This window comes from Sphingobacterium cavernae (genome assembly GCF_008520265.1).
Classification (GTDB): Bacteria; Bacteroidota; Bacteroidia; order Sphingobacteriales; family Sphingobacteriaceae; genus Sphingobacterium; species Sphingobacterium cavernae.
On record NZ_VIQM01000108.1, the window covers coordinates 18133 to 36656 of the forward strand.

At 34.3% G+C, this 18524-nt stretch carries 13 protein-coding genes; 2 read left to right on the forward strand and 11 right to left on the reverse strand.

What is annotated here, in order from left to right:
- Positions 1 to 38: 38 nt before the first annotated feature.
- From FLS47_RS17055 to FLS47_RS17070, 4 genes are all read right to left on the reverse strand, one after another.
- Positions 39 to 3782, reverse strand: a complete 3744-nt coding sequence (locus FLS47_RS17055) for an ATP-binding protein (RefSeq protein WP_149915528.1) — start codon at positions 3780 to 3782, stop codon at positions 39 to 41.
- 130 nt (positions 3783 to 3912) lie between these two features.
- A complete protein-coding gene (locus FLS47_RS17060; RefSeq protein WP_149915529.1) occupies positions 3913 to 4749 on the reverse strand; it encodes a sulfurtransferase in 837 nt (278 codons plus the stop codon).
- A gap of 90 nt (positions 4750 to 4839) precedes the next feature.
- Positions 4840 to 6768 (reverse strand): 30S ribosomal protein S1, encoded by a 1929-nt coding sequence (gene rpsA, locus FLS47_RS17065; RefSeq protein ID WP_149915530.1) that lies wholly within the window; start codon positions 6766 to 6768, stop codon positions 4840 to 4842.
- Between the two features lie 97 nt (positions 6769 to 6865).
- Complete coding sequence (locus FLS47_RS17070; RefSeq protein ID WP_149915531.1) at positions 6866 to 8059, reverse strand: hybrid sensor histidine kinase/response regulator; 1194 nt, start codon at positions 8057 to 8059, stop codon at positions 6866 to 6868.
- A gap of 338 nt (positions 8060 to 8397) precedes the next feature.
- Here FLS47_RS17070 and FLS47_RS17075 point away from each other — a divergent pair, with 338 nt between their 5' ends.
- Entirely contained in the window at positions 8398 to 9276 is an 879-nt protein-coding gene (locus FLS47_RS17075) for an IS982 family transposase (RefSeq protein WP_149915532.1), read from the forward strand.
- 677 nt (positions 9277 to 9953) lie between these two features.
- Here FLS47_RS17075 and FLS47_RS17080 read toward each other — a convergent pair.
- Genes FLS47_RS17080 through FLS47_RS17095 form a run of 4 tightly spaced genes read right to left on the reverse strand, consistent with a single transcriptional unit; the run spans position 9954 to position 13164 of the window.
- Entirely contained in the window at positions 9954 to 10916 is a 963-nt protein-coding gene (locus tag FLS47_RS17080) for a YihY/virulence factor BrkB family protein (RefSeq protein WP_149915533.1), read from the reverse strand.
- Positions 10917 to 10922: 6 nt separating this feature from the next.
- On the reverse strand, positions 10923 to 11330 hold the full coding sequence (locus FLS47_RS17085; protein WP_149915534.1) for an acyl-CoA thioesterase: 408 nt from the start codon (positions 11328 to 11330) through the stop codon (positions 10923 to 10925).
- A gap of 9 nt (positions 11331 to 11339) precedes the next feature.
- Positions 11340 to 12380, reverse strand: a complete 1041-nt coding sequence (gene mltG / locus FLS47_RS17090) for an endolytic transglycosylase MltG (protein WP_149915535.1) — start codon at positions 12378 to 12380, stop codon at positions 11340 to 11342.
- 4 nt (positions 12381 to 12384) lie between these two features.
- A complete protein-coding gene (locus FLS47_RS17095; protein WP_149915536.1) occupies positions 12385 to 13164 on the reverse strand; it encodes a PASTA domain-containing protein in 780 nt (259 codons plus the stop codon).
- Positions 13165 to 13292: 128 nt separating this feature from the next.
- On the opposite strand from FLS47_RS17095, the gene FLS47_RS17100 reads away from it, so the two are divergent.
- A complete protein-coding gene (locus tag FLS47_RS17100) occupies positions 13293 to 14297 on the forward strand; it encodes a D-alanine--D-alanine ligase (protein ID WP_149915537.1) in 1005 nt (334 codons plus the stop codon).
- 55 nt (positions 14298 to 14352) lie between these two features.
- Here FLS47_RS17100 and FLS47_RS17105 read toward each other — a convergent pair whose 3' ends face one another.
- The 3 genes from FLS47_RS17105 to FLS47_RS17115 all read right to left on the reverse strand — a co-directional run bounded on the left by FLS47_RS17105 (position 14353) and on the right by FLS47_RS17115 (position 18517).
- Positions 14353 to 16977 (reverse strand): M14 family metallopeptidase, encoded by a 2625-nt coding sequence (locus FLS47_RS17105; RefSeq protein ID WP_149915538.1) that lies wholly within the window; start codon positions 16975 to 16977, stop codon positions 14353 to 14355.
- Between the two features lie 90 nt (positions 16978 to 17067).
- Entirely contained in the window at positions 17068 to 17670 is a 603-nt protein-coding gene (locus FLS47_RS17110) for an alpha-ketoglutarate-dependent dioxygenase AlkB family protein (RefSeq protein WP_149915539.1), read from the reverse strand.
- Positions 17657 to 18517 carry a bifunctional transcriptional activator/DNA repair enzyme AdaA gene (locus FLS47_RS17115; RefSeq protein WP_149915540.1) on the reverse strand — a complete coding sequence of 287 codons (861 nt, stop codon included), beginning with the start codon at positions 18515 to 18517 and terminating at the stop codon, positions 17657 to 17659. The genes FLS47_RS17110 and FLS47_RS17115 overlap by 14 nt, the downstream gene beginning before the upstream one ends.
- Between the last annotated feature and the right edge of the window lie 7 nt (positions 18518 to 18524).

The window sequence follows — 18524 nt, forward strand, 5'->3', positions numbered from 1 at the left end:
TGTTTTGCTAACTTTTTTTTGTAAAAATACTATCGCAATTATTGTTCATTTATATGCAAAGGGAAAATAATAAAAAATTTAGTGCCTGAGTTTAATTTGGTTTCATAGCCAATACTACCGCCCAACCCTGTTATAGTCTGTTTTACGAAGGCGAGTCCTAACCCCGTGCCTGAGGTCTTTGTCGTAAAGTTAGGTTTAAATATTTTTGGTATTACTTCATCTGGTATTCCAAATCCATTATCAATTATTTCCACTAAAACATGTTTGCTATCATATGGCTTGATGACGATCTGTATTTTGGGTTTACGACGTCCTAATGTGGCTTCAATAGCGTTTTTAATCAGATTATTGAATGTCCGAATTACTTGGTCTCTATCTCCGAAAATTTCTATTCTATTGCCGAAATTCGTCTCATTAATTAAATCAATTTTGACATTTGGAAGATTGTCATATACGTGAATCGATTTATTGATTTTTTCGATTAAGTTCAGAATAGTGTATTTAGCTTCAGGTAATTTGGCGAATGCTGAAAATTCAGAAGCAATTCGTGCTAAAGTTTCAATTTGTTCGATGAATGAATTTGAAATCTTTTCAAATCTTTCTGGAAATCTGCTATCATTATCTTTGAAAGATTTATTGAGTTGCTGAATCCCCAATTTCATTGGTGTCAATGGATTCTTAATCTCATGCGCCACTTGCTGCGCCATTTCACGCCACACACTCTCGCGCTCAGCATGTCGGAGTTGCTTAGCATGCTCTTCCAATTTTACCAACATATAATTATATTCTTTGACCAGCAGACCTATCTCGTCATCCTTTTCCCAAAACAAGGATTCATTAGGCTTATCAGAAATGTTTGTTTGGGAAAGTTTACGTCGAATCATTTGGAGTGGTTCGGTAATTTTGTTGGAAATGTACAAGGATAAGAAAGCAAAAATGATTAGGATTATAGTGAAGATATTCAAGATTGTCTTCAACAAAATATTGGTACTCTCATTTTCCACTTCTTGATAATTGAAATATGGTATTCCAAGATATGCTATCGTTTTATAATTAGAATCTTTTATAGTTGCGTACGCGCTTTCATAATTAAAATCTATGATTTGCTCTTCGAGCAGTGTTTCATTTTTCTTCAATACATTCATCTCCAAATATGCATGAGGATTGATATATGATGAGACTAAGTTATGGTTGTAAATATTAGGTTTTGTAGTAAAGAATAACTTCCCATTTTTGTCATACAAGTTGAAATCTGTCACGACAACATCAGTCAAAGTAGTCATAACTTTATGAAGTGAGGAAATGTGGGTATATGATGTATCTTTAGATGATATACTTTCCAAATTCTGAACTACCTGTGCGATATAAGCTAATTTTTGGTCTTTTCTGCTTTGTGCGGTTTGTATTCGTATACTATAAAAGCTTATGATCCCAGAAATAATAATTGCGATCAAAACAGAACTTATTACTAGCGTCTGAATGCGGGAGCTGTATCTGATTTGTGCAAGTGTGTATCGTAATCGTAAATATAAATTGATGATTGATACATCTTGTTGTAAATATATAGGTATTATTTTCGCAAGGAATCTAACAAAATTGATGATTATGTATAAGAATAAAAATGTGATGGACACGACTGTAATAAATTGCCAATAGGATTGAATTGGCTTACTGATTAGAAGTGTCGTATGTTGATCTGGACGAAAAATAATATGTTGATAATCATCATTGTCATCGATAACGATAAATTCCTCTGTCTTTTGATTATAATATGGATCTCTGTTGGAGTAAGTGTATTTTCCGTTCTGACTGATTAGAATACCGTTTTTATAGATTGCAAAATTGTAATCTTTTGTTCTTGAATGTTCAAAAGTTTCCGCATTATTATCCGTTAAAAATGGAATAAAAGTGGTAATACTGTTTAGGTTTTTTTTGAGATTAATAATAATAGAATAATTATTCCCTCGAATATCTTGTGAATTAAGTAATGTGAAGTAATCGTAATAACCGATTTCTGTTTTAGACTTATAAAACGATGTGGTATAATTTACTTTTGTAGCATTTGATATTACTTTTTCTCTAAAATCTGCTAAAGGATTAGAAAAATAATTAATTAGCGGCTTCCCGTTGAAATAATAATACATCGAATAATTGTAGTTTGTGAGATATCCTACCAAATAGTTCTTCTGAATATAATCATCAATTAATTGTGAATTAGGATTTACACTAGCAAGCTCTATTAATTTTTTAAGTTGCTCATCATTCTGAATTCTATTTTCTATTTCTGCAAAGTGAGAAATAGCTTCAACATCATCATCAGCTTCTAAATTTAGAAGCATTAACTTCATATGTTCACGGTTATTTTCATTGATTGCCTCGGCATATTTAATAGTTGTAATACAAGCTAATGTAAGTACGGTGATTATTTGCGTATAAATATTGTTGTATTTCAACATCGACTTATCAAAAGATTGCATCATTATCAAAATACCAATGAGCACATTGATTAATGAAAAATCTTGATAAAAACCACTTACAATTAAAGCTGTTACTAACGCAATAAGTTGAATATTAAGATTCGTTGTTGCTTTTGGCGTTAGAATTTTACCCACAAAAACCACAATGTCAGCAATCAAAATAACTGCGAAAACAATTATAGAATAAATAAGTATGTGATAGAATGTGAAGTCGTAAGTGAAAAAAAGCGTTATTAGATCTTCTGTAGAAAAAGAAGAGTGTGTAATCAGCGTTGCAAGTTGACTAAACAATTGATTGTACAAGAAATAAACACCAAGTAGTATGAGTAGATAAACCCAGTTTCGGATATTTCGCTTAAGTAATATCTCAGGTAAAACGATGTGTTGTTTGATAAATATGCAATAACATACTAACCACAAGAGTACAATTGAATTTACCAAGAACGACCAAAGGTTGGGCGCTAGGTAGCTGTAGGCATAAGTGCGTGGAGAAAATAATTTGTAGTCTGATATTTGCGACAACCAATTTGTCTCCAAATCAATAATCCGTATTACAACGAATGTAAATGTCAATAAAATTATTGACAATAAGGGTTTGCCTTTTCGTGCTAATCCAACACAAATGCTACTAATTAATATTACACAACAAATAGTTCCTAATACCCAGCATATCAGTTGAATATTTAAATATATATTATTGTATTTATTACTTTTAAGCTTGACGGAAAAAAGATAGTCATTGTCGATAGAGTAAATATTTTGAATATCATCGCTGTCACCAAATTTTGCTACTTGAAGCTGGGTTTTAGCAGTTGCACCTATATAATGTTGATCGTTTTTCGCTTTGTAATTTGTATTGTACTGCCTTTCTATGGGGATGAGTGCAAGAATATTTAGCTCATTTGCTAATTTTTTCTTTTTTACGAGAAAAGAAAAGTTGTCTGCGTAAATATAGGATGTACCATCTTTAAGACCAGCTTCTGTATCGGGAACATAGATATTTGATGCCCAAAAAATCGGTTTGGATTTTTTATAAATGAATAAATAAATCTGTTGTTGCTCGTATTCATTGGCAATTTCTCGAACTTGTAAAGGATAACGTTCGCTATTTACAAAGGTCTTGTTGAGAATCGAATCGGAAAAAATACCTTCAATGAGTTTTTCTTTCTGATGTAAATTCGAAGCAAATTTTTTACTTTCTAGATCTAAAATGTCTTTGTCTGTAATAGCGTTTTTGACGGTGACGGCTGTTGCAAAAAATAAAAGGGTAAGTACGAATAAAAGTATTCGGAGTTTGTTTTTCATGCTTTACGACGCTAACTTTTGTTTATTGCTACTGACAAATATTTGGAGACAGTTTAAGATAAAAATAACATAATTTATCCAAACAAAACTAAGGAACATATAATCTTCGAATAAGTTTTATTTTCAGAATTTATTTTGCCGTTGGGAGGTTTAATTCTTCGCTGCCCCATTCGGACCAAGAACCATCATAAACTCTTATTTTTTCATATCCAATCAAATGGCTTGCAAAGGCCAAGATGGATGCGGTTATTCCTGACCCACAACTGAAAATATATTCTTCAACCTCTGGTCCTATATGTTTAAAGAAACGAGCGATTTTTTCCTTATCTCCGTAAAATTTTCCATCCAATAATTCCTCAAAGGGAATATTATTGGAGTGGGGGATATGTCCACTTTTTAAACCTTGTCTTGGCTCTGGAGCTACACCTGTAAATCTCGCTTTGCTTCTAGCGTCAAATATTTGGATAAAATCCTTTTGGTAATTTTCAAGAATATATTCTTTATCTGCGTACCAGGATACGTTGAAATTGGCTTTGAAATTTCCTTTTTCTATCGGCTCTCTATAACGCTCTGTCAAAGGAAACTCTTTCTCTTTCCAAGCGGGCAAGCCACCATTTAATACATGTACATTATCAAATCCCATTACTTTGAACATCCACCAGGCGCGTGGACTCGAGTAAATTCCCCAGCGATCATACAACACTACCGTACTATCTTGATTGATGCCAAGGGCTTGCATTTCTTTCTCAAATATTTCTGCGGACACCAGCGTATGCGGTAATTTAGAATTTTTGTCCGATAATTTTCCTTCAATAGCAAAGAATAATGAATTCGGAATAAGCTCCAATGGCTCATCTCGAAGTGATTGGCCGACTTTATCAATTGTACAATTTAGCAAAACAATGGACTTGTCATTTAATGCAATCGCAAGTTCCTGAGTCGTGATAAGAGAAGAGTTAAATACCATGGTTAAAATTACAAATGCTTTCTTACAAAAGCAAAAAGCTCCAATCTTTCGATTGGAGCTTTCATATATTTAGTTAGTGACTAAAAAAAATTATTTTTTGTCGCCACCTTCCATTTGCTCTTTTAATTGAGCTAATACATCTAAATCACCTAAAGTAGATTTCTCAACTGAATCTTTTACTTTTTTCACTGCGTTAGAAGCTGATTTAGCATCTTTTTTGCGTGAGTTAGATTCTTCTTTGCGAGCTTCTTCTTTAGCTTCTTCCCAGATACGTGAGTGAGAAATAACTAAACGTTTGTTCTCTTTGTTAAATTCAATGATTTTGAATTCTTGTGTATCATCAACTTTCAATGAAGTACCGTCTTCTTTTACAGAGTGCTTAGAAGGACAGAAACCTTCAACACCGTATTGTAAAGCTACGATATCACCTTTGTCACCAACTTTGATTACAGTTCCTTCGTGGATCGAACCTTCAGTGAAGATAGTTTCGAAAGTATCCCAAGGATTTTCTTCTAATTGTTTGTGACCTAAAGATAACTTGCGGTTTTCTTCGTCTAATTCTAATACAACTACTTCTAGAGCTTCACCTACTTTAGTGAATTCGTTAGGGTGGTTGATTTTTTTAGACCATGATAAGTCAGAGATGTGGATCAAACCGTCGATACCGTCTTCTAATTCAACAAATACACCGAAGTTAGTCATGTTTTTAACAACAGCTTTTTGTTTAGAACCTACAGGGTAACGCTCAGTGATGTTTTTCCAAGGATCTGGAGTCAATTGTTTGATACCTAAGCTCATTTTACGCTCATCGCGATCTAATGTTAAGATTTGAGCTTCGATTTCGTCACCTACTTTTAAGAACTCTTGAGGAGAACGTAAGTTTTGTGACCATGACATTTCAGACACGTGAATTAAACCTTCAACACCTGGGATGATTTCTAAGAAAGCACCGTAATCAGCAACTGTTACGATTTTTCCTTTAACTTTAGAACCGATAGCTAACGCTGTGTCTAAAGATTCCCAAGGGTGAGCTGATAATTGTTTTAAACCTAATGCGATACGTTTTTTCTCATCATCAAAGTCTAATACTACGACGTTGATCGTTTGATCAAGTGCTAATACTTCTTTTGGATGCTCGATACGACCCCATGAGATGTCAGTAATGTGAAGTAAACCGTCAACACCACCTAAGTCGATGAACACACCGAAGTCAGTGATATTTTTAACAGTACCTTCTAATACTTGACCTTTTTCTAATTTAGCAACGATTTCTGATTTTTGGTTTTCTAAATCGTCTTCAATTAATACTTTGTGAGATACTACTACGTTTTTGAACTCGTGGTTGATTTTTACAACTTTGAATTCCATAGTTTTACCTACGTACACATCGTAATCACGGATAGGTTTGATATCGATTTGAGATCCAGGTAAGAAAGCTTCTACACCTTTGATGTCTACGATTAAACCACCTTTAGTACGAGATTTAACGAAACCGTCGATGATTGCATCATTTTCTAATGCATCATTGATAGCTTCCCATGATTTTTGAGTTTTTGCACGCTTACGTGATAATACTAATTGACCATTTGCATCCTCTTGAGATTCAACAAATACATCAACAGTATCCCCGATTTTTAATTCAGGAAGATCACGAAACTCAGTTTTTGCTACAAGACCGTCTGATTTGAAACCTACGTTTAATACAACGTCTTTGTTGTTGATAGATACAACAACACCTTCGATAATTTCACCTTGATTGATTTGGTTGAAAGTACCAGCGTATTGCTCTTCTAATTGAGCACGCTCAGTGTCACTGTAGTTACCGAAAGCTTTCTCGTCAGCGTCCCAATCGAAATCACCTTCTGGTGTAGACCAAGTAGTTGATTTGATTTGGTCGATCAAAGTTGAATCTGCTTCAGACTCAATTGTCTCAGTGTCTTTCACTACTTTAGTGTCAGCACCTTGTAGCTCTGCGTTTTTCGCCGCTAACTCTTTTTCTGCTTCTTGTTTTTTTGCCATTAATTAATTTTCTCCTTTTCCCTACATTGTAGGAAGTGCAAAGATACGAAAAACTTTTATTTACAATTATTTATGTGAAAAAAGTTTTTAGAAAATATCAAAGCTTTGTGTTTTCCTGTGCTAGTGTATAATTGATAATTTTTACTAAATCTTTTTCACTGAAAGGTTTCATAATCACATTGTCAAAGAATTCGTTACGTTTTTTTTCTAATTCTTTTATTTGTTCGTAATAAGATGACGTTGCTATTATTTTTGTAAGTTTTAATTTGGGTAATTGCCTAATGTAGACTAATAATTCATCTCCTCTCATAATCGGCATATTAATATCTGTTATTATAATATTCGGCGTGTAGTCTTTCAATATTTCCAAAGCTTCTAGACCATTCGAAGCAGTTTTCACATGTTTAAATGTTTGAAAGAATTGTTTTAAGTATAGAATATTTAAAATATTATCATCAACTAATAGCCATGAAAGATCATCTGGGAAATCAGCTAATGATTTCAAATTAGATGACGATTTAACTTTCATTTTAGCTTTAGGAATTGGAATCTCAATGGTAAATGTTGTTCCTATGTTTTCTCTACTTACGAATGAGATTGTTCCTTGCAATTTACTTACTAATTTTTTTGTGATGTATAATCCGAGGCCTATACCATTGCTGAGTTTGTTTTCATCACTTCGTGTAAAATATTTTTTGAAAATATGTGGTTGCATTCCTTCTGGAATTACTAAGCCTGAATCAGAAATTTTTATCTGCAGGTTATTTATCTCATTGATCTTAATGTAACAACTGACTTTACCCTTGATTGTATATTTAATCCCATTGGAAATTAGATTAGTTAATACTTGTCTAATTTTTAGTTCATCACTGTATATAATAGTTGGAGCTCTCTCATCGACTGTGACTTCAAAATCAATGTTCTTTATTTCAGCTTGGCTTTTATGTATGTGGTAAATATCATTTGCTAAATCATTGATATCAAAGTCATGTAAATCCAAATTGGAAGTATAATCTATCTTACTCAAATTAAGAATATCATTTATACTGCGAGATGTATTCGTTATATTAGAATAGGCAGAATCTAAGAAAAGCTGTTCTTTTTCAGAATAAATATTTCCTCTTTTACGCAACAAATCAATTATTCCTATCAGAGAATTAAGGGGATTTCGTATTTCATGACTTATTTCTGCAAGAATATCAGACTTTTCTGAAGCAAGTTTGGCTGCATAATGTTGCTCTTGTATCAATTGCTTTTCATAATATCTATTTCTAAATTGATAATAAATCATTATAAAAATGAGAATAAAGATAAATACTAAACAAATAATAGTCTGCCAAGTCAGTTTACTGGATTGAATCAATAATTCATCATGCTCACTTCGGAGTAATTTCTTATGATTGCCTATCTGATAGTCGTATATTCCTTGTATAGATTGATAAAATACCGTAAAGTAAAGTGAAATGATTAGAAAGAAGTTTACGTTCAGACTTTCTTAATGATTCGTATGAAGATCTAAATTCATTAAAATAACCCGTTGTGCATTATGATTTAGGGATAAAAAAGGAGAAATAAGTTGCTCATTACGCTGATAATCAGTAAATTGTTTTAACTACAAAACGATTTAGAATGAACAACTTAAGAGCAAATTACGAAAGAATATTGGAAGTTTTAAGAAAAATATCAACAGAGCGGCAATTACCCATGCAACGCAGACGTCCAGCTATGAGCGACCTTGAGGTCATCAGCCTGAGTTTAACAGCTGAATATATGGGGATCGACAGTGAGAACGACCTTTTCCGAAAGCTTCCTTCCTGTTTGCAGGGTAAAATAGAGCGCACTGTATACAATAGAAGAAAGCGGAGATTGATGCTTTACCAGAATGCTATCCGTCTGGAACTTGCAGAATCGTTTAATGAATGCGAAGACGTATTTATTGTGGATAGTATGCCTTTGGAAGTCTGTAAAATTGCTCGCAGTTCCCGCTCAAAAATATGCAGAGAGGAACTTTACAGCATGCCGGCCAAAGGGTACTGTGCCTCGCAAAAGATGTACTATTATGGTTATAAACTTCATGCGGTTTGTTCGTTAAAAGGTGTATTTCAGGCTATTGACCTTACTCCGGCAAATGTCCATGATATTCATTATCTGAATGATGTCAGCGATCAGCTCTCGGATTGCACGCTGCTGGGCGATAAGGGATATCTGTCCGCAGCGGTACAGCTAAGCCTTTTTGAACACGCCAATATCAGGCTGGATACGCCAAAAAGAAATAACCAAAAGGGATGCAAACCTCAATTCAGCTTGTTCAGAAAATCCAGAAAACGAATTGAAACCTTGTTTTCGCAAATGTGCGACCAGTTTATGGTAAGACGCAATTATGCCAAGTCCTTTGATGGTTTCAAGACCAGAATACTGACGAAAATTACAGCCATTACGATTGTTCAATACATCAACAAAAATATATTCAACAGGAATATCAACAATTTAAAAATTAGTATTATTTAAAATGCACAACGGGTTAAAATAATTACTGGTTGTTTTAGAAAAATTCTCCAGTTGCTTATTATGAACTCTTATGGTCTCTTCGTCGATAATTAATTGCGGTGTATATTTGATTGCCTTAGGTAATGGTAATTTATTTGGTCTTTGTAGCGTTTTTGGGGCTTTATCAATATCAAGATTTAAATTTTTCGCAGTAGGAATTGGTAAATGATTTGTGCCGAGTGGGAGAGATTGTATTGAATCTATCCGTACAGAGAGCGCCATTAATTTCTTTATGTCATTTTGTAATTAAGTATATTTCTTAATATAGAATTGCATCATTAACCTCTGCTTGTTTTGCAGTTGAATCTCCCTTTTGTTGGGAAATTATATCAGATATTCTATTGTTAAGATTGTTTATATTTTTTCATAGTTTTTATAATGGGTTATATCTAAGTCGATACTATATTTTCTAAAATGATTTTCTGCTTCTAAGAAGTAATTTACTACGTCTTCATATTTTGAATCTTTGTAATTCGTTAATTCTATAAGTTTTGTGATTCTTTTATGAATGGCTTGAAAATAATTGATGCTAATAAAGAAAATTGTAGTTATAACGAGGAAAAGCGAAATAGTGACAACAAGTAAAGCTATTCGTATATTATTGTTTTACTTTACTTCTTTTTCAATCATTAATTAACTTATATTTTAAATTGGTTGTGTGATTTATGTCTTACGACTTTAATACTTCGTTTGGATAAAACTAAGCTAGTATTGAGTTCAAATCCTATCAAAATTATTAAGGAATTTAAATACATCCAAATCATTATAACAATAATTGTACCGATAGACCCGTATATTTTATTGTAAGCGTTAAAATTATTGATGTAAAAAGCAAACCCCGAGAAAGTGAGAATGGCTAAAATTGTGGCTAATATTGCTCCTGGGCTAAAAATTTTCCAATGTCTTGAACTTGATGGTCCATATTTATATACTAATCCAACTGTGAAAAAATATATTAAGAATAATATACACCATTTTGAAACGGTCAATAAAAATGTCCAAAACCAAGAAAGATCGTATTCTATGTTTTCTTTGAGGTAATTGATAAATATCCCAACAATTGTGAAAACACCGATACCTAAAGCTAATGCAGTAACGATTGCAAAAGAGAGAGCTAAGGCGATGATCCGACGTAAAAGCCATTTTCTATTCTCACGAGTCAATGATGCTTTATTGAAAGTCATCATTAGGTTTGTCATTCCATTGGTAGCAAAGAACGTTGCTAGGACGAAACCAAAAGACAATAATCCGCCATTTTGGTTTTTAATGATATCTTCTAATGTTGTTTGTATGGCTGTAAAGGCATCTGTTGGAATAACAATTTCCAAAAAGCTGAGTAATTTCTCTTGAAAATTGTCAACTGGAATATAAGGGATAAGCGTGAACAAGAAGATAATCCCTGGGAAAATTGCCAACATAAAGTTGTACGATAGACTTGAAGCTTTGTTGAGAATTGATTCACGCGTAATTTCTTGGAAAAAGAAACTCGCTACGGAATATATTGGTAACTTTCCAAAGCCAGGAAGAGTGGTGATTTTGCTCCATTCGACTAAGTTGTCGTAGGGTTTAAACACTAATAATCGGTTATGGAGCTTTTTCATTTCATGTTAATCAAAATATGGCTCCATCTTTTGCATAAAAACATTAGGGGCTTTGCATGGCCTATTTCGAACCATATCTACAAATACCAATTGTGTATTTCCAGTATTTAGCAGGATACCAGCTTCGCTATATACTTCGTATTCGAACTTGATACGCACAGATGGTTTTTCTTTGATGATAACTTTTATGGTAAGTAATTCATCGTATTTTGCAGGCTGGCTATATTTGATGTTCATTTCCAAAACAGGCATCATGACGCCCATCTCTTCTAATTCTTTGTACGAAAATCCTGTTTTACGCAACATCTCTGTACGTGCTACCTCGTAGTATGCGGCATAATTTCCATAGTATACGTATCCCATTTGGTCTGTCTCTGCATACCTCACTCTAATCTTTTCTTCGTGTACAAACATGGATTTGTTTTATTTCTTAATATTTCTCTCGTCTAATGCTTTTTGGAATTTACGGGCATTCACCAAATGTTCTGCTACAGTCACAGCGAAAGCATGGTAACCCGAAAAATCTTCTTTTGCACACATATAAATATAATTGTGGTCTGCTGGGTTCAATACCGCATCGATTGCTACAATAGGTGGCATATTAATTGGTCCTGGAGGCAATCCTTTAAATCGATATGTATTATAGGGATTGTCAATAGTCAAATGTCGATTCAGCACACGTCTTATTGTAAAATCATTATTCGCAAATATGACTGTAGGATCCGCTTGTAATAGCATACCTTTTTTCAATCTATTCAAATACAGACCGGCAATCATTGGCATTTCATCGTTGTGCAACGCTTCACCACGTACGATAGATGCAAGAATTGAGACTTCAGCAGGTGTTAAATTTTGTTGTTTTGCTTTTTCTAAACGTTCTGCTGTCCAAAACTTTTTATATTCTTCACTAAATCTTTCTAAAATTTTGTCCGCTGATGTATTCCAATAGATTTGGTATGTATTTGGAATAAACATTGTGTAAAAATTGTCTTTCGTGAAACCGTATTTTTCGGCTTCTAACTCGTTGGTAAGTAGAGATATAAATTGCAATGAATCTGGTTCGAAATTGCGTCCTAGGAAACCTGCAAAATCCTCTTTTAATCTAATATTAGAAAAACGAAGCGAAACTGCTTCTTGATAACCACCACGTAAATTACCTACTAATCTACGGTTGCTCATTCCTTTCTCAAGTTTGTAACGACCCGCTTTTACTGTGGTAGGATATTTCATCACTTTCGCTACATAATCGAATTCGTCAGCATCTTTTACTATATTTTCTGTGCGAATTCTTCTAAGGACATTTTCGTAAGTATCATTAGTATGTACGTAAAGATATTTTTGGGCGTCTGTAACCGAAGCACCTAAAAATATCTGATACACTTTATACCCAACAATTAATCCGATAGCAAAAATTATTGCAATAGTTATTCCTAACCATTTAGGGAATTTTTTCGTTGTAGCCATTTTATTAATTTGGATTATTTTGAATTGGTGTAATATCGTTGCCTAATTCTAAATTAATTGGTGATCCAATACTAATGAATCTTGAAGTAGAGTCAGGAGATTGGCTAATTACGCGGGCTGATGCAGTATCTATAATGTTTCCGGTGATCTTCCCTAATGTTAGTCCTAGCCCAGCTAATGCAAACTTTGCTTCTACTAAAGTATAATTAGTTAAAGTTGGTATTTCCACTTCGTTAGCGCCACGTCCATTACCAAGAACAAGCGTGATTTTAGAGCCTTTTGCTATAAGACGACCTGTTTTGATGGTCTGACCAGCAAATTTAGCGTCCAATACAACATCTCTAGCAATATCATTGATATAAATGGTATCACCAATTTTTAACGACGCATTATTAATAATTGCTTGGGCTTCAATAAAATTCTTTTCGATAATATTAGGGAATTCAACATCTGGTGCAACTTCGGTAATGATTGTTAAGTAAATTGTTCGTCCACTTTTAACTAATGCAGTCGCTGAAGGATTCTGTTCGATTACTAATCCCGGTTTCGCATCCATTTGGTATACAGAGTCTACCTTATATTCCAAACCTGCTTTGTCTAATGCTTCTTTAGCCTCGCTGATGGATAGTCCTTTTAATAAAGGCACTTCTTGTGCGTCACCATGTTTGGTATAAATTCTAAGTCCAATATATACAGCTAGGAAAAAAACTGCAATTACAATCATTGCATAAATTAGATTTTTTCTGAATACATCAGTTTTAAGATATAGTAATATTTTGGACATCCCTTCGTGTTTTTATTTTGATGATGTAAAGTTAAGTTATCTATAGGGGATTAACCTAACGAATATTCAGCAAAAATATTCGTTTTTCCGTGTATCACAAATTATATTTGCGAACAGAATCCCTTAACATGAAAACAAAAGTAGCATTAGTCACAGGTGGATATACAGGTGAAGCTGAAGTATCTTACAAAAGTTCAAAATTCGTCTACAGCCAATTAGACAAAGATAAATACGATATATATATAATCGATATCACTCCCGAAGGTTGGTTTTATACCGATGCTGAAGGAGTCAAGCATACAGTTATCAAAGATGATTTTTCATTGTTGTTAAATAATGTTAAAATCAACTTTGATGTCGCATTTATCATTTTGCATGGTACACCTGGCGAAGATGGGCGTTTACAAGGATATTTTGATATGGTTAGTTTACCATATACTTCATGTAACGCTTTGACTTCTTCCTTAACGATGAATAAAGGGTATACGAAATCAATCATAGCTGATATTCCCGAATTAAATGTCGCAAAATCAGTTTTATTATTCGAAAATCATAGAATTGAAGCTGTTAAATTGGTGGAAGAAAAATTAGCGTTGCCTTATTTTGTAAAACCAAATGCTGGAGGTTCTAGTATCGGAATGAGCAAAGTAAAAGTTGCTGAAGAATTACAAGAAGCTATTGATAAAGCTTATGATGCTGAAAATACAGGCGCTCAAGTGTTGGTGGAAGAGTTTGTGTCGGGTAGAGAATTTTCACAAGGTATTTTTAGAAACGCAAAAGGTGAGTTGATTGTGCTTCCAGCTACAGAAGTAAAAACTACACGTGAGTTTTTTGATTTCGAAGCCAAGTATGTTCCTGGCTTAACGGAAGAAATTACTCCCGCTGATTTGACGCAAGAGCAACAAGAACGTGCTGCACGAATAATCAAAGAGATTTACATTCGATTAAATTGCCAAGGTATGGTGCGTGTGGATTTCTTCTTGGAAAATGAAACGGATAAATTCTTTTTTATTGAAATTAATACCATCCCTGGACAAACAGCCCAAAGTTTTATTCCACAGCAAGTAAGAGCTTTCGGCATGAAGGAATCTGATTTCTACGCAGAATTGATTGAGGCTGCTTTGGTGAAATAAAATAAATTGCCATAAAACAAGAAGAGCAAGTTCTTATGAGCTTACTCTTCTTATTTTAATACAAATTGTTGAACAACAATTTAAATGTTCCGTGAGCTTGCGCTCGAAAAGTAATGTCAGGCGTGAAAACCGTGATTTTACCCTTCCCAATATTTTTTTCAAAGCCTAGTATACCATCTTTAAGGTGTTTTTCACCCCAAGACCATCCACTTTTTAATACTTTATCCGAAGAAAACCATAAAAGAGGTTTTATCGAAGAATCTTGAATGCGATACACATTATTATTTGCGAAATAAAAATCAATTTCTTCAGGATAACCAAGACCTGATTTGCTAGAATTAGCCACATTAGCCTTTAATACAGAGCCAGGTGTATAGTAAACTTCTCGTTTCAGCGGTTTGTTTTCATTATTCACCAAATGATTAGTTACCTCAATTTTTAAATCTTCTACAATACTTGAGCTATTTCCTATTGATATAAGATGACCACCGTTTTTGATGAATTTTTCTAATTGGGGAACTGTTTTGTCTACAGTCATATTTCCCCACCGAGAAGCATATTCTTCTGGTATATTGTCAGGAATAGGATTAGAAGAAGTTCTTACAAGCGCATTACTCGGTAATAGAATTACATCAAATTCTCTGTTTAAATGTTCTTTATCCAATTCTGGTGCATAGATAACTTTGTAATCAAAACCATATTTTTCAAATATATAACGCGTCCAGCCAGAAGGCATACTTCCACCGTAAGTATCCCACAGGCCAATCCGTAACGCTTTAATTGTTTTCACATCAGAAGGTAATTTATTGATTCCTTTGGTTGCAAGACCTGAGCTTATAAGCAAATCTTTCGAAAATGCATTATTCGCTACAACGAATTCACCTTTGTTCGTACGGTAAACTTTAATTTTCTTCTTAATCAGTTCGTTAATTACGCGAAAGCTTTCGTTATCTTGATTCGAAAGAGTCAGGAATTTTCCATCTGCAATTGGTTGTTGAATAATTTTTAAAGCTTCGCCAAATGGTAAAGTCGTGAAATTTTCAGTTATTTCCTCAAAGACACGATCAAAATTGATGTGCATCAAATAAGCCAATGTCCATCCAGCAGCATCGTATGGTGGAATAGGAGGGCCTCCAGCATATTCAAAATCATTTGGGTGATCCTGTGCCTCAAACATATCTAAGATATGCGGACGGAATGCTTGATTTGTCTTAATGATATAACTTTGCGCTGGGTAGTTTTTGCCATTGACACTAAATGATTCATTAGCTTTTTCGATACGAATTCCATTTGCAGAAAGTGCATTTAAAAATCGCACTGTTGTCGCTGGATTATCCTGCTGCGCAGAAATGATATACACACGTGGATCACGGTATTTTGGATTTTTTAGTAATGAGTCAATCGCTTGTTTGGGATTGCCGCGTTGATTTTTTAGTTTTTCGTCATGTGCTTTTAGATTTTCAATAGCTTTTTCTACGACAGTGACTTTACTAGGTGACAAGGACCAAGTATCTTGATTGCCTTTTTCAATGGAGTTTCTACCCATTCTATAGATATTAAACAACAATTCTTCTTTAAATTTTGCAGCATAATTCAATACGGCATAATTCAACGATGTCGAATAATCAATAGATTGTTTGAAATGCCATGTTTGCGGAATGACTGGATAATGAGTGTTGCTATTCGGAATTAATCTGGAAGGCACTAATGGAATCTCAAAAGGATTAGGTCCACCAATAATTTCGGTAAGTAAGCCAATTGTATTATGAAAATACGTCGTGGTCCGCAATCCGCCATTATACCAAGTCGAGAAAACAGAACCCCCACGCTGGGTATATCCAGGTTTATTTTCGGCATATAATCGCGAAGCCATAGCTGCTCCCAATGATTCAATTCCTGTAATCACAAGTGGATCAAATACATAATTAAACGGATCACGATAAGGAGCGCCTGCTACAACCGCACCAGCAGGTGCTGTTTGGTGATGGTTGTACATTATTTGTGGATTCCACTCAATGAATAACTGCTTTGCGATATTCTGTGATTCTTTCAAATTCAACATAAAGAAATCCCGATTGTTATCATGTCCTGCATACTTTTGATAGAGTTTTGGCAAATTGGCTAATGATCTTTTTTCCGGTACAGATTCACGCATATACCAATTGCTAACTAATTCTTGCCCATCTGGATTTGCATGGGTCAGAAGTACGATGCAATTTTGAAGTATATTTTTTGTTTCATCATCGTTTTGACTTGCCAGAAGATAGGCGATTTGGATGAGTTGGTGCATCGCAACAGTTTCTGTTGAATGTAATCCACCGTCAATCCATACCACAGATTTTCCTACTTTGGCTAATTTCTTTGCTTCAGTTTCAGGTAATTCAGCACGTGCTAATTTTTGTGCTATGGATTGGTAATGGTCAAGTTTGGTGAGATTCTCTGGTGCGGAGATAATGAGCATAGGTTGCTCTCTGCCTTCTTCAGTCTTACCAATAACTTTATAGCGAATTCGATCAGATTGTTTAGCTATTTTTTTGAAATAAGCTTCCGTTTGAGTGAAGTTAGCTAAATGATAATCATCTCCAATAGCAAAGCCAAAATGTTCTTTTGGAGTTGTGATTTGCGCTTTGGAAAAAGTGATTTGCGCAATAAATAGAATTACAAGGTATATTTTCTTCATCAACTTAGAAAATTGGTGGTGTTGAATAAAGATAAATAAGAATGCTGGAATTGTATCGTCCAAAAACTAGGTCATTAGAATTGTTACATTCTATTTTTCGACGATAGTTCGAAAAGTAAGGTTGATACGTGGCGAATTAACTCTCTTGGTCGGTGGTAGCCGATGCAGCCAATTCATTTGAGTCTCATCTTTCATTACTAAGAGAGAGCCATTTTCCAAAATTAGATCAATTTTTTCTGTAGTAGTTTTATGTTTAAAAGAAAATTTTCGTTCTGCCCCAAAACTCAAAGATGCAATAGCTCCGTTTCTCTTTAAATCTTTTTCACCATCACTATGCCATGCCATACCTTCGCTGCCATCGTGATATAGGTTCAGCAGACAAGAATTAAAAGTTTCTCCACATATCTTCTCTACTAGACATTTCAGTTCTAAAAGTATAGTGTTCCACGGGGAAGCTACTTTTTCAATGCCAGAATATTTATAGGAGAATGCTTCATCGCCGTACCAAGCTACCTTACGTTTGGTGGTTACTAACTTTCCAAAAATAATCGCTTGATCATGTTGCCAGTCTATTTCATTTAATAAGCTCTGAAAGAAGTGGTCTGGATTTGCAATAACATTCCCATAGTAATTAACTGTTCCATCATAAGGCAAATGATTTTTGAATGGATCGGCTGTGTTAAAAAGTTTCATCGCTACTTACATTTATCTTCGCATATTCCCAACCAATAATGGCTGTCTTACGAATCGGTCCCCACATATAACCACCGAACAATCCAGAAGTTTGAATGACACGGTGACAAGGTATCAAAAAAGCTATTGGATTGCTGCCAATTGCAGTGCCTACAGCTCGTGAAGATTTTGGATTGCCAATTCGTTGCGCGATGTCTCCATAAGTTTGGAGCTGACCTTGTGGGATTTTTAATAAAGCTTCCCAGACTTTTAGTTGAAAGGGAGTTCCTTTTAAATGCAAATGAAGTGGAGAGGTCAATGTTGCAGTATTGGTGAAAAAATGAATTACTTCTTGATGGATAGACATTTCTTGATGAATGATTTGCGCATTGGCGAAATTTTGCAGCAAACTTTGAATCGGATTTTCTTGCTCATCAATAAAGGAAATATGACAAATTCCTTTTTGAGTCGAAGCAATACAAATTTCGCCAAAAGGTGTGGTTTGTGTGCTGTAATATATAACTAAGGAAGCTCCAGCATTTTTAAATTCAGCGGGAGTCATACTTTCTATATTCACAAAGAGTTCGTGCAAGCGACTTGAACTACTTAATCCTGTTTCATATGTTGCCTCTTCTGTAGACTTTGATTCTTGAAGAATTTTCTTGGCGTATTGCAAACTTATAAACTGCAAAAATTTCTTAGGCGTAGTACCTGCCCATTCTTGAAATAAACGTTGGAAGTGAAAAGGACTCAAATGCACATGTTCAGCAATTTCTTCCAAACTAGGTTGTTGTTTGAAATTAGCTTGAATGAAAGCAATTGCTTTGGCTATTCTATTGTAATTCAGTATATCTTGTGACATCTCCATATTCAAA

Excerpts from the sequence above, each read along its gene's own strand:
- FLS47_RS17055 (WP_149915528.1), bottom strand. The coding sequence starts at position 3,782 with ATGAAAAACAAACTCCGAATACTTTTATTCGTACTTACCCTTTTATTT.
- FLS47_RS17060 (WP_149915529.1), bottom strand. The coding sequence starts at position 4,749 with ATGGTATTTAACTCTTCTCTTATCACGACTCAGGAACTTGCGATTGCA.
- rpsA (WP_149915530.1), bottom strand. The coding sequence starts at position 6,768 with ATGGCAAAAAAACAAGAAGCAGAAAAAGAGTTAGCGGCGAAAAACGCA.
- FLS47_RS17070 (WP_149915531.1), bottom strand. The coding sequence starts at position 8,059 with ATGATTTATTATCAATTTAGAAATAGATATTATGAAAAGCAATTGATA.
- FLS47_RS17075 (WP_149915532.1), top strand. The coding sequence starts at position 8,398 with ATGAACAACTTAAGAGCAAATTACGAAAGAATATTGGAAGTTTTAAGA.
- FLS47_RS17080 (WP_149915533.1), bottom strand. The coding sequence starts at position 10,916 with ATGAAAAAGCTCCATAACCGATTATTAGTGTTTAAACCCTACGACAAC.
- FLS47_RS17085 (WP_149915534.1), bottom strand. The coding sequence starts at position 11,330 with ATGTTTGTACACGAAGAAAAGATTAGAGTGAGGTATGCAGAGACAGAC.
- mltG (WP_149915535.1), bottom strand. The coding sequence starts at position 12,380 with ATGGCTACAACGAAAAAATTCCCTAAATGGTTAGGAATAACTATTGCA.
- FLS47_RS17095 (WP_149915536.1), bottom strand. The coding sequence starts at position 13,164 with ATGTCCAAAATATTACTATATCTTAAAACTGATGTATTCAGAAAAAAT.
- FLS47_RS17100 (WP_149915537.1), top strand. The coding sequence starts at position 13,293 with ATGAAAACAAAAGTAGCATTAGTCACAGGTGGATATACAGGTGAAGCT.
- FLS47_RS17105 (WP_149915538.1), bottom strand. The coding sequence starts at position 16,977 with ATGAAGAAAATATACCTTGTAATTCTATTTATTGCGCAAATCACTTTT.
- FLS47_RS17110 (WP_149915539.1), bottom strand. The coding sequence starts at position 17,670 with ATGAAACTTTTTAACACAGCCGATCCATTCAAAAATCATTTGCCTTAT.
- FLS47_RS17115 (WP_149915540.1), bottom strand. The coding sequence starts at position 18,517 with ATGGAGATGTCACAAGATATACTGAATTACAATAGAATAGCCAAAGCA.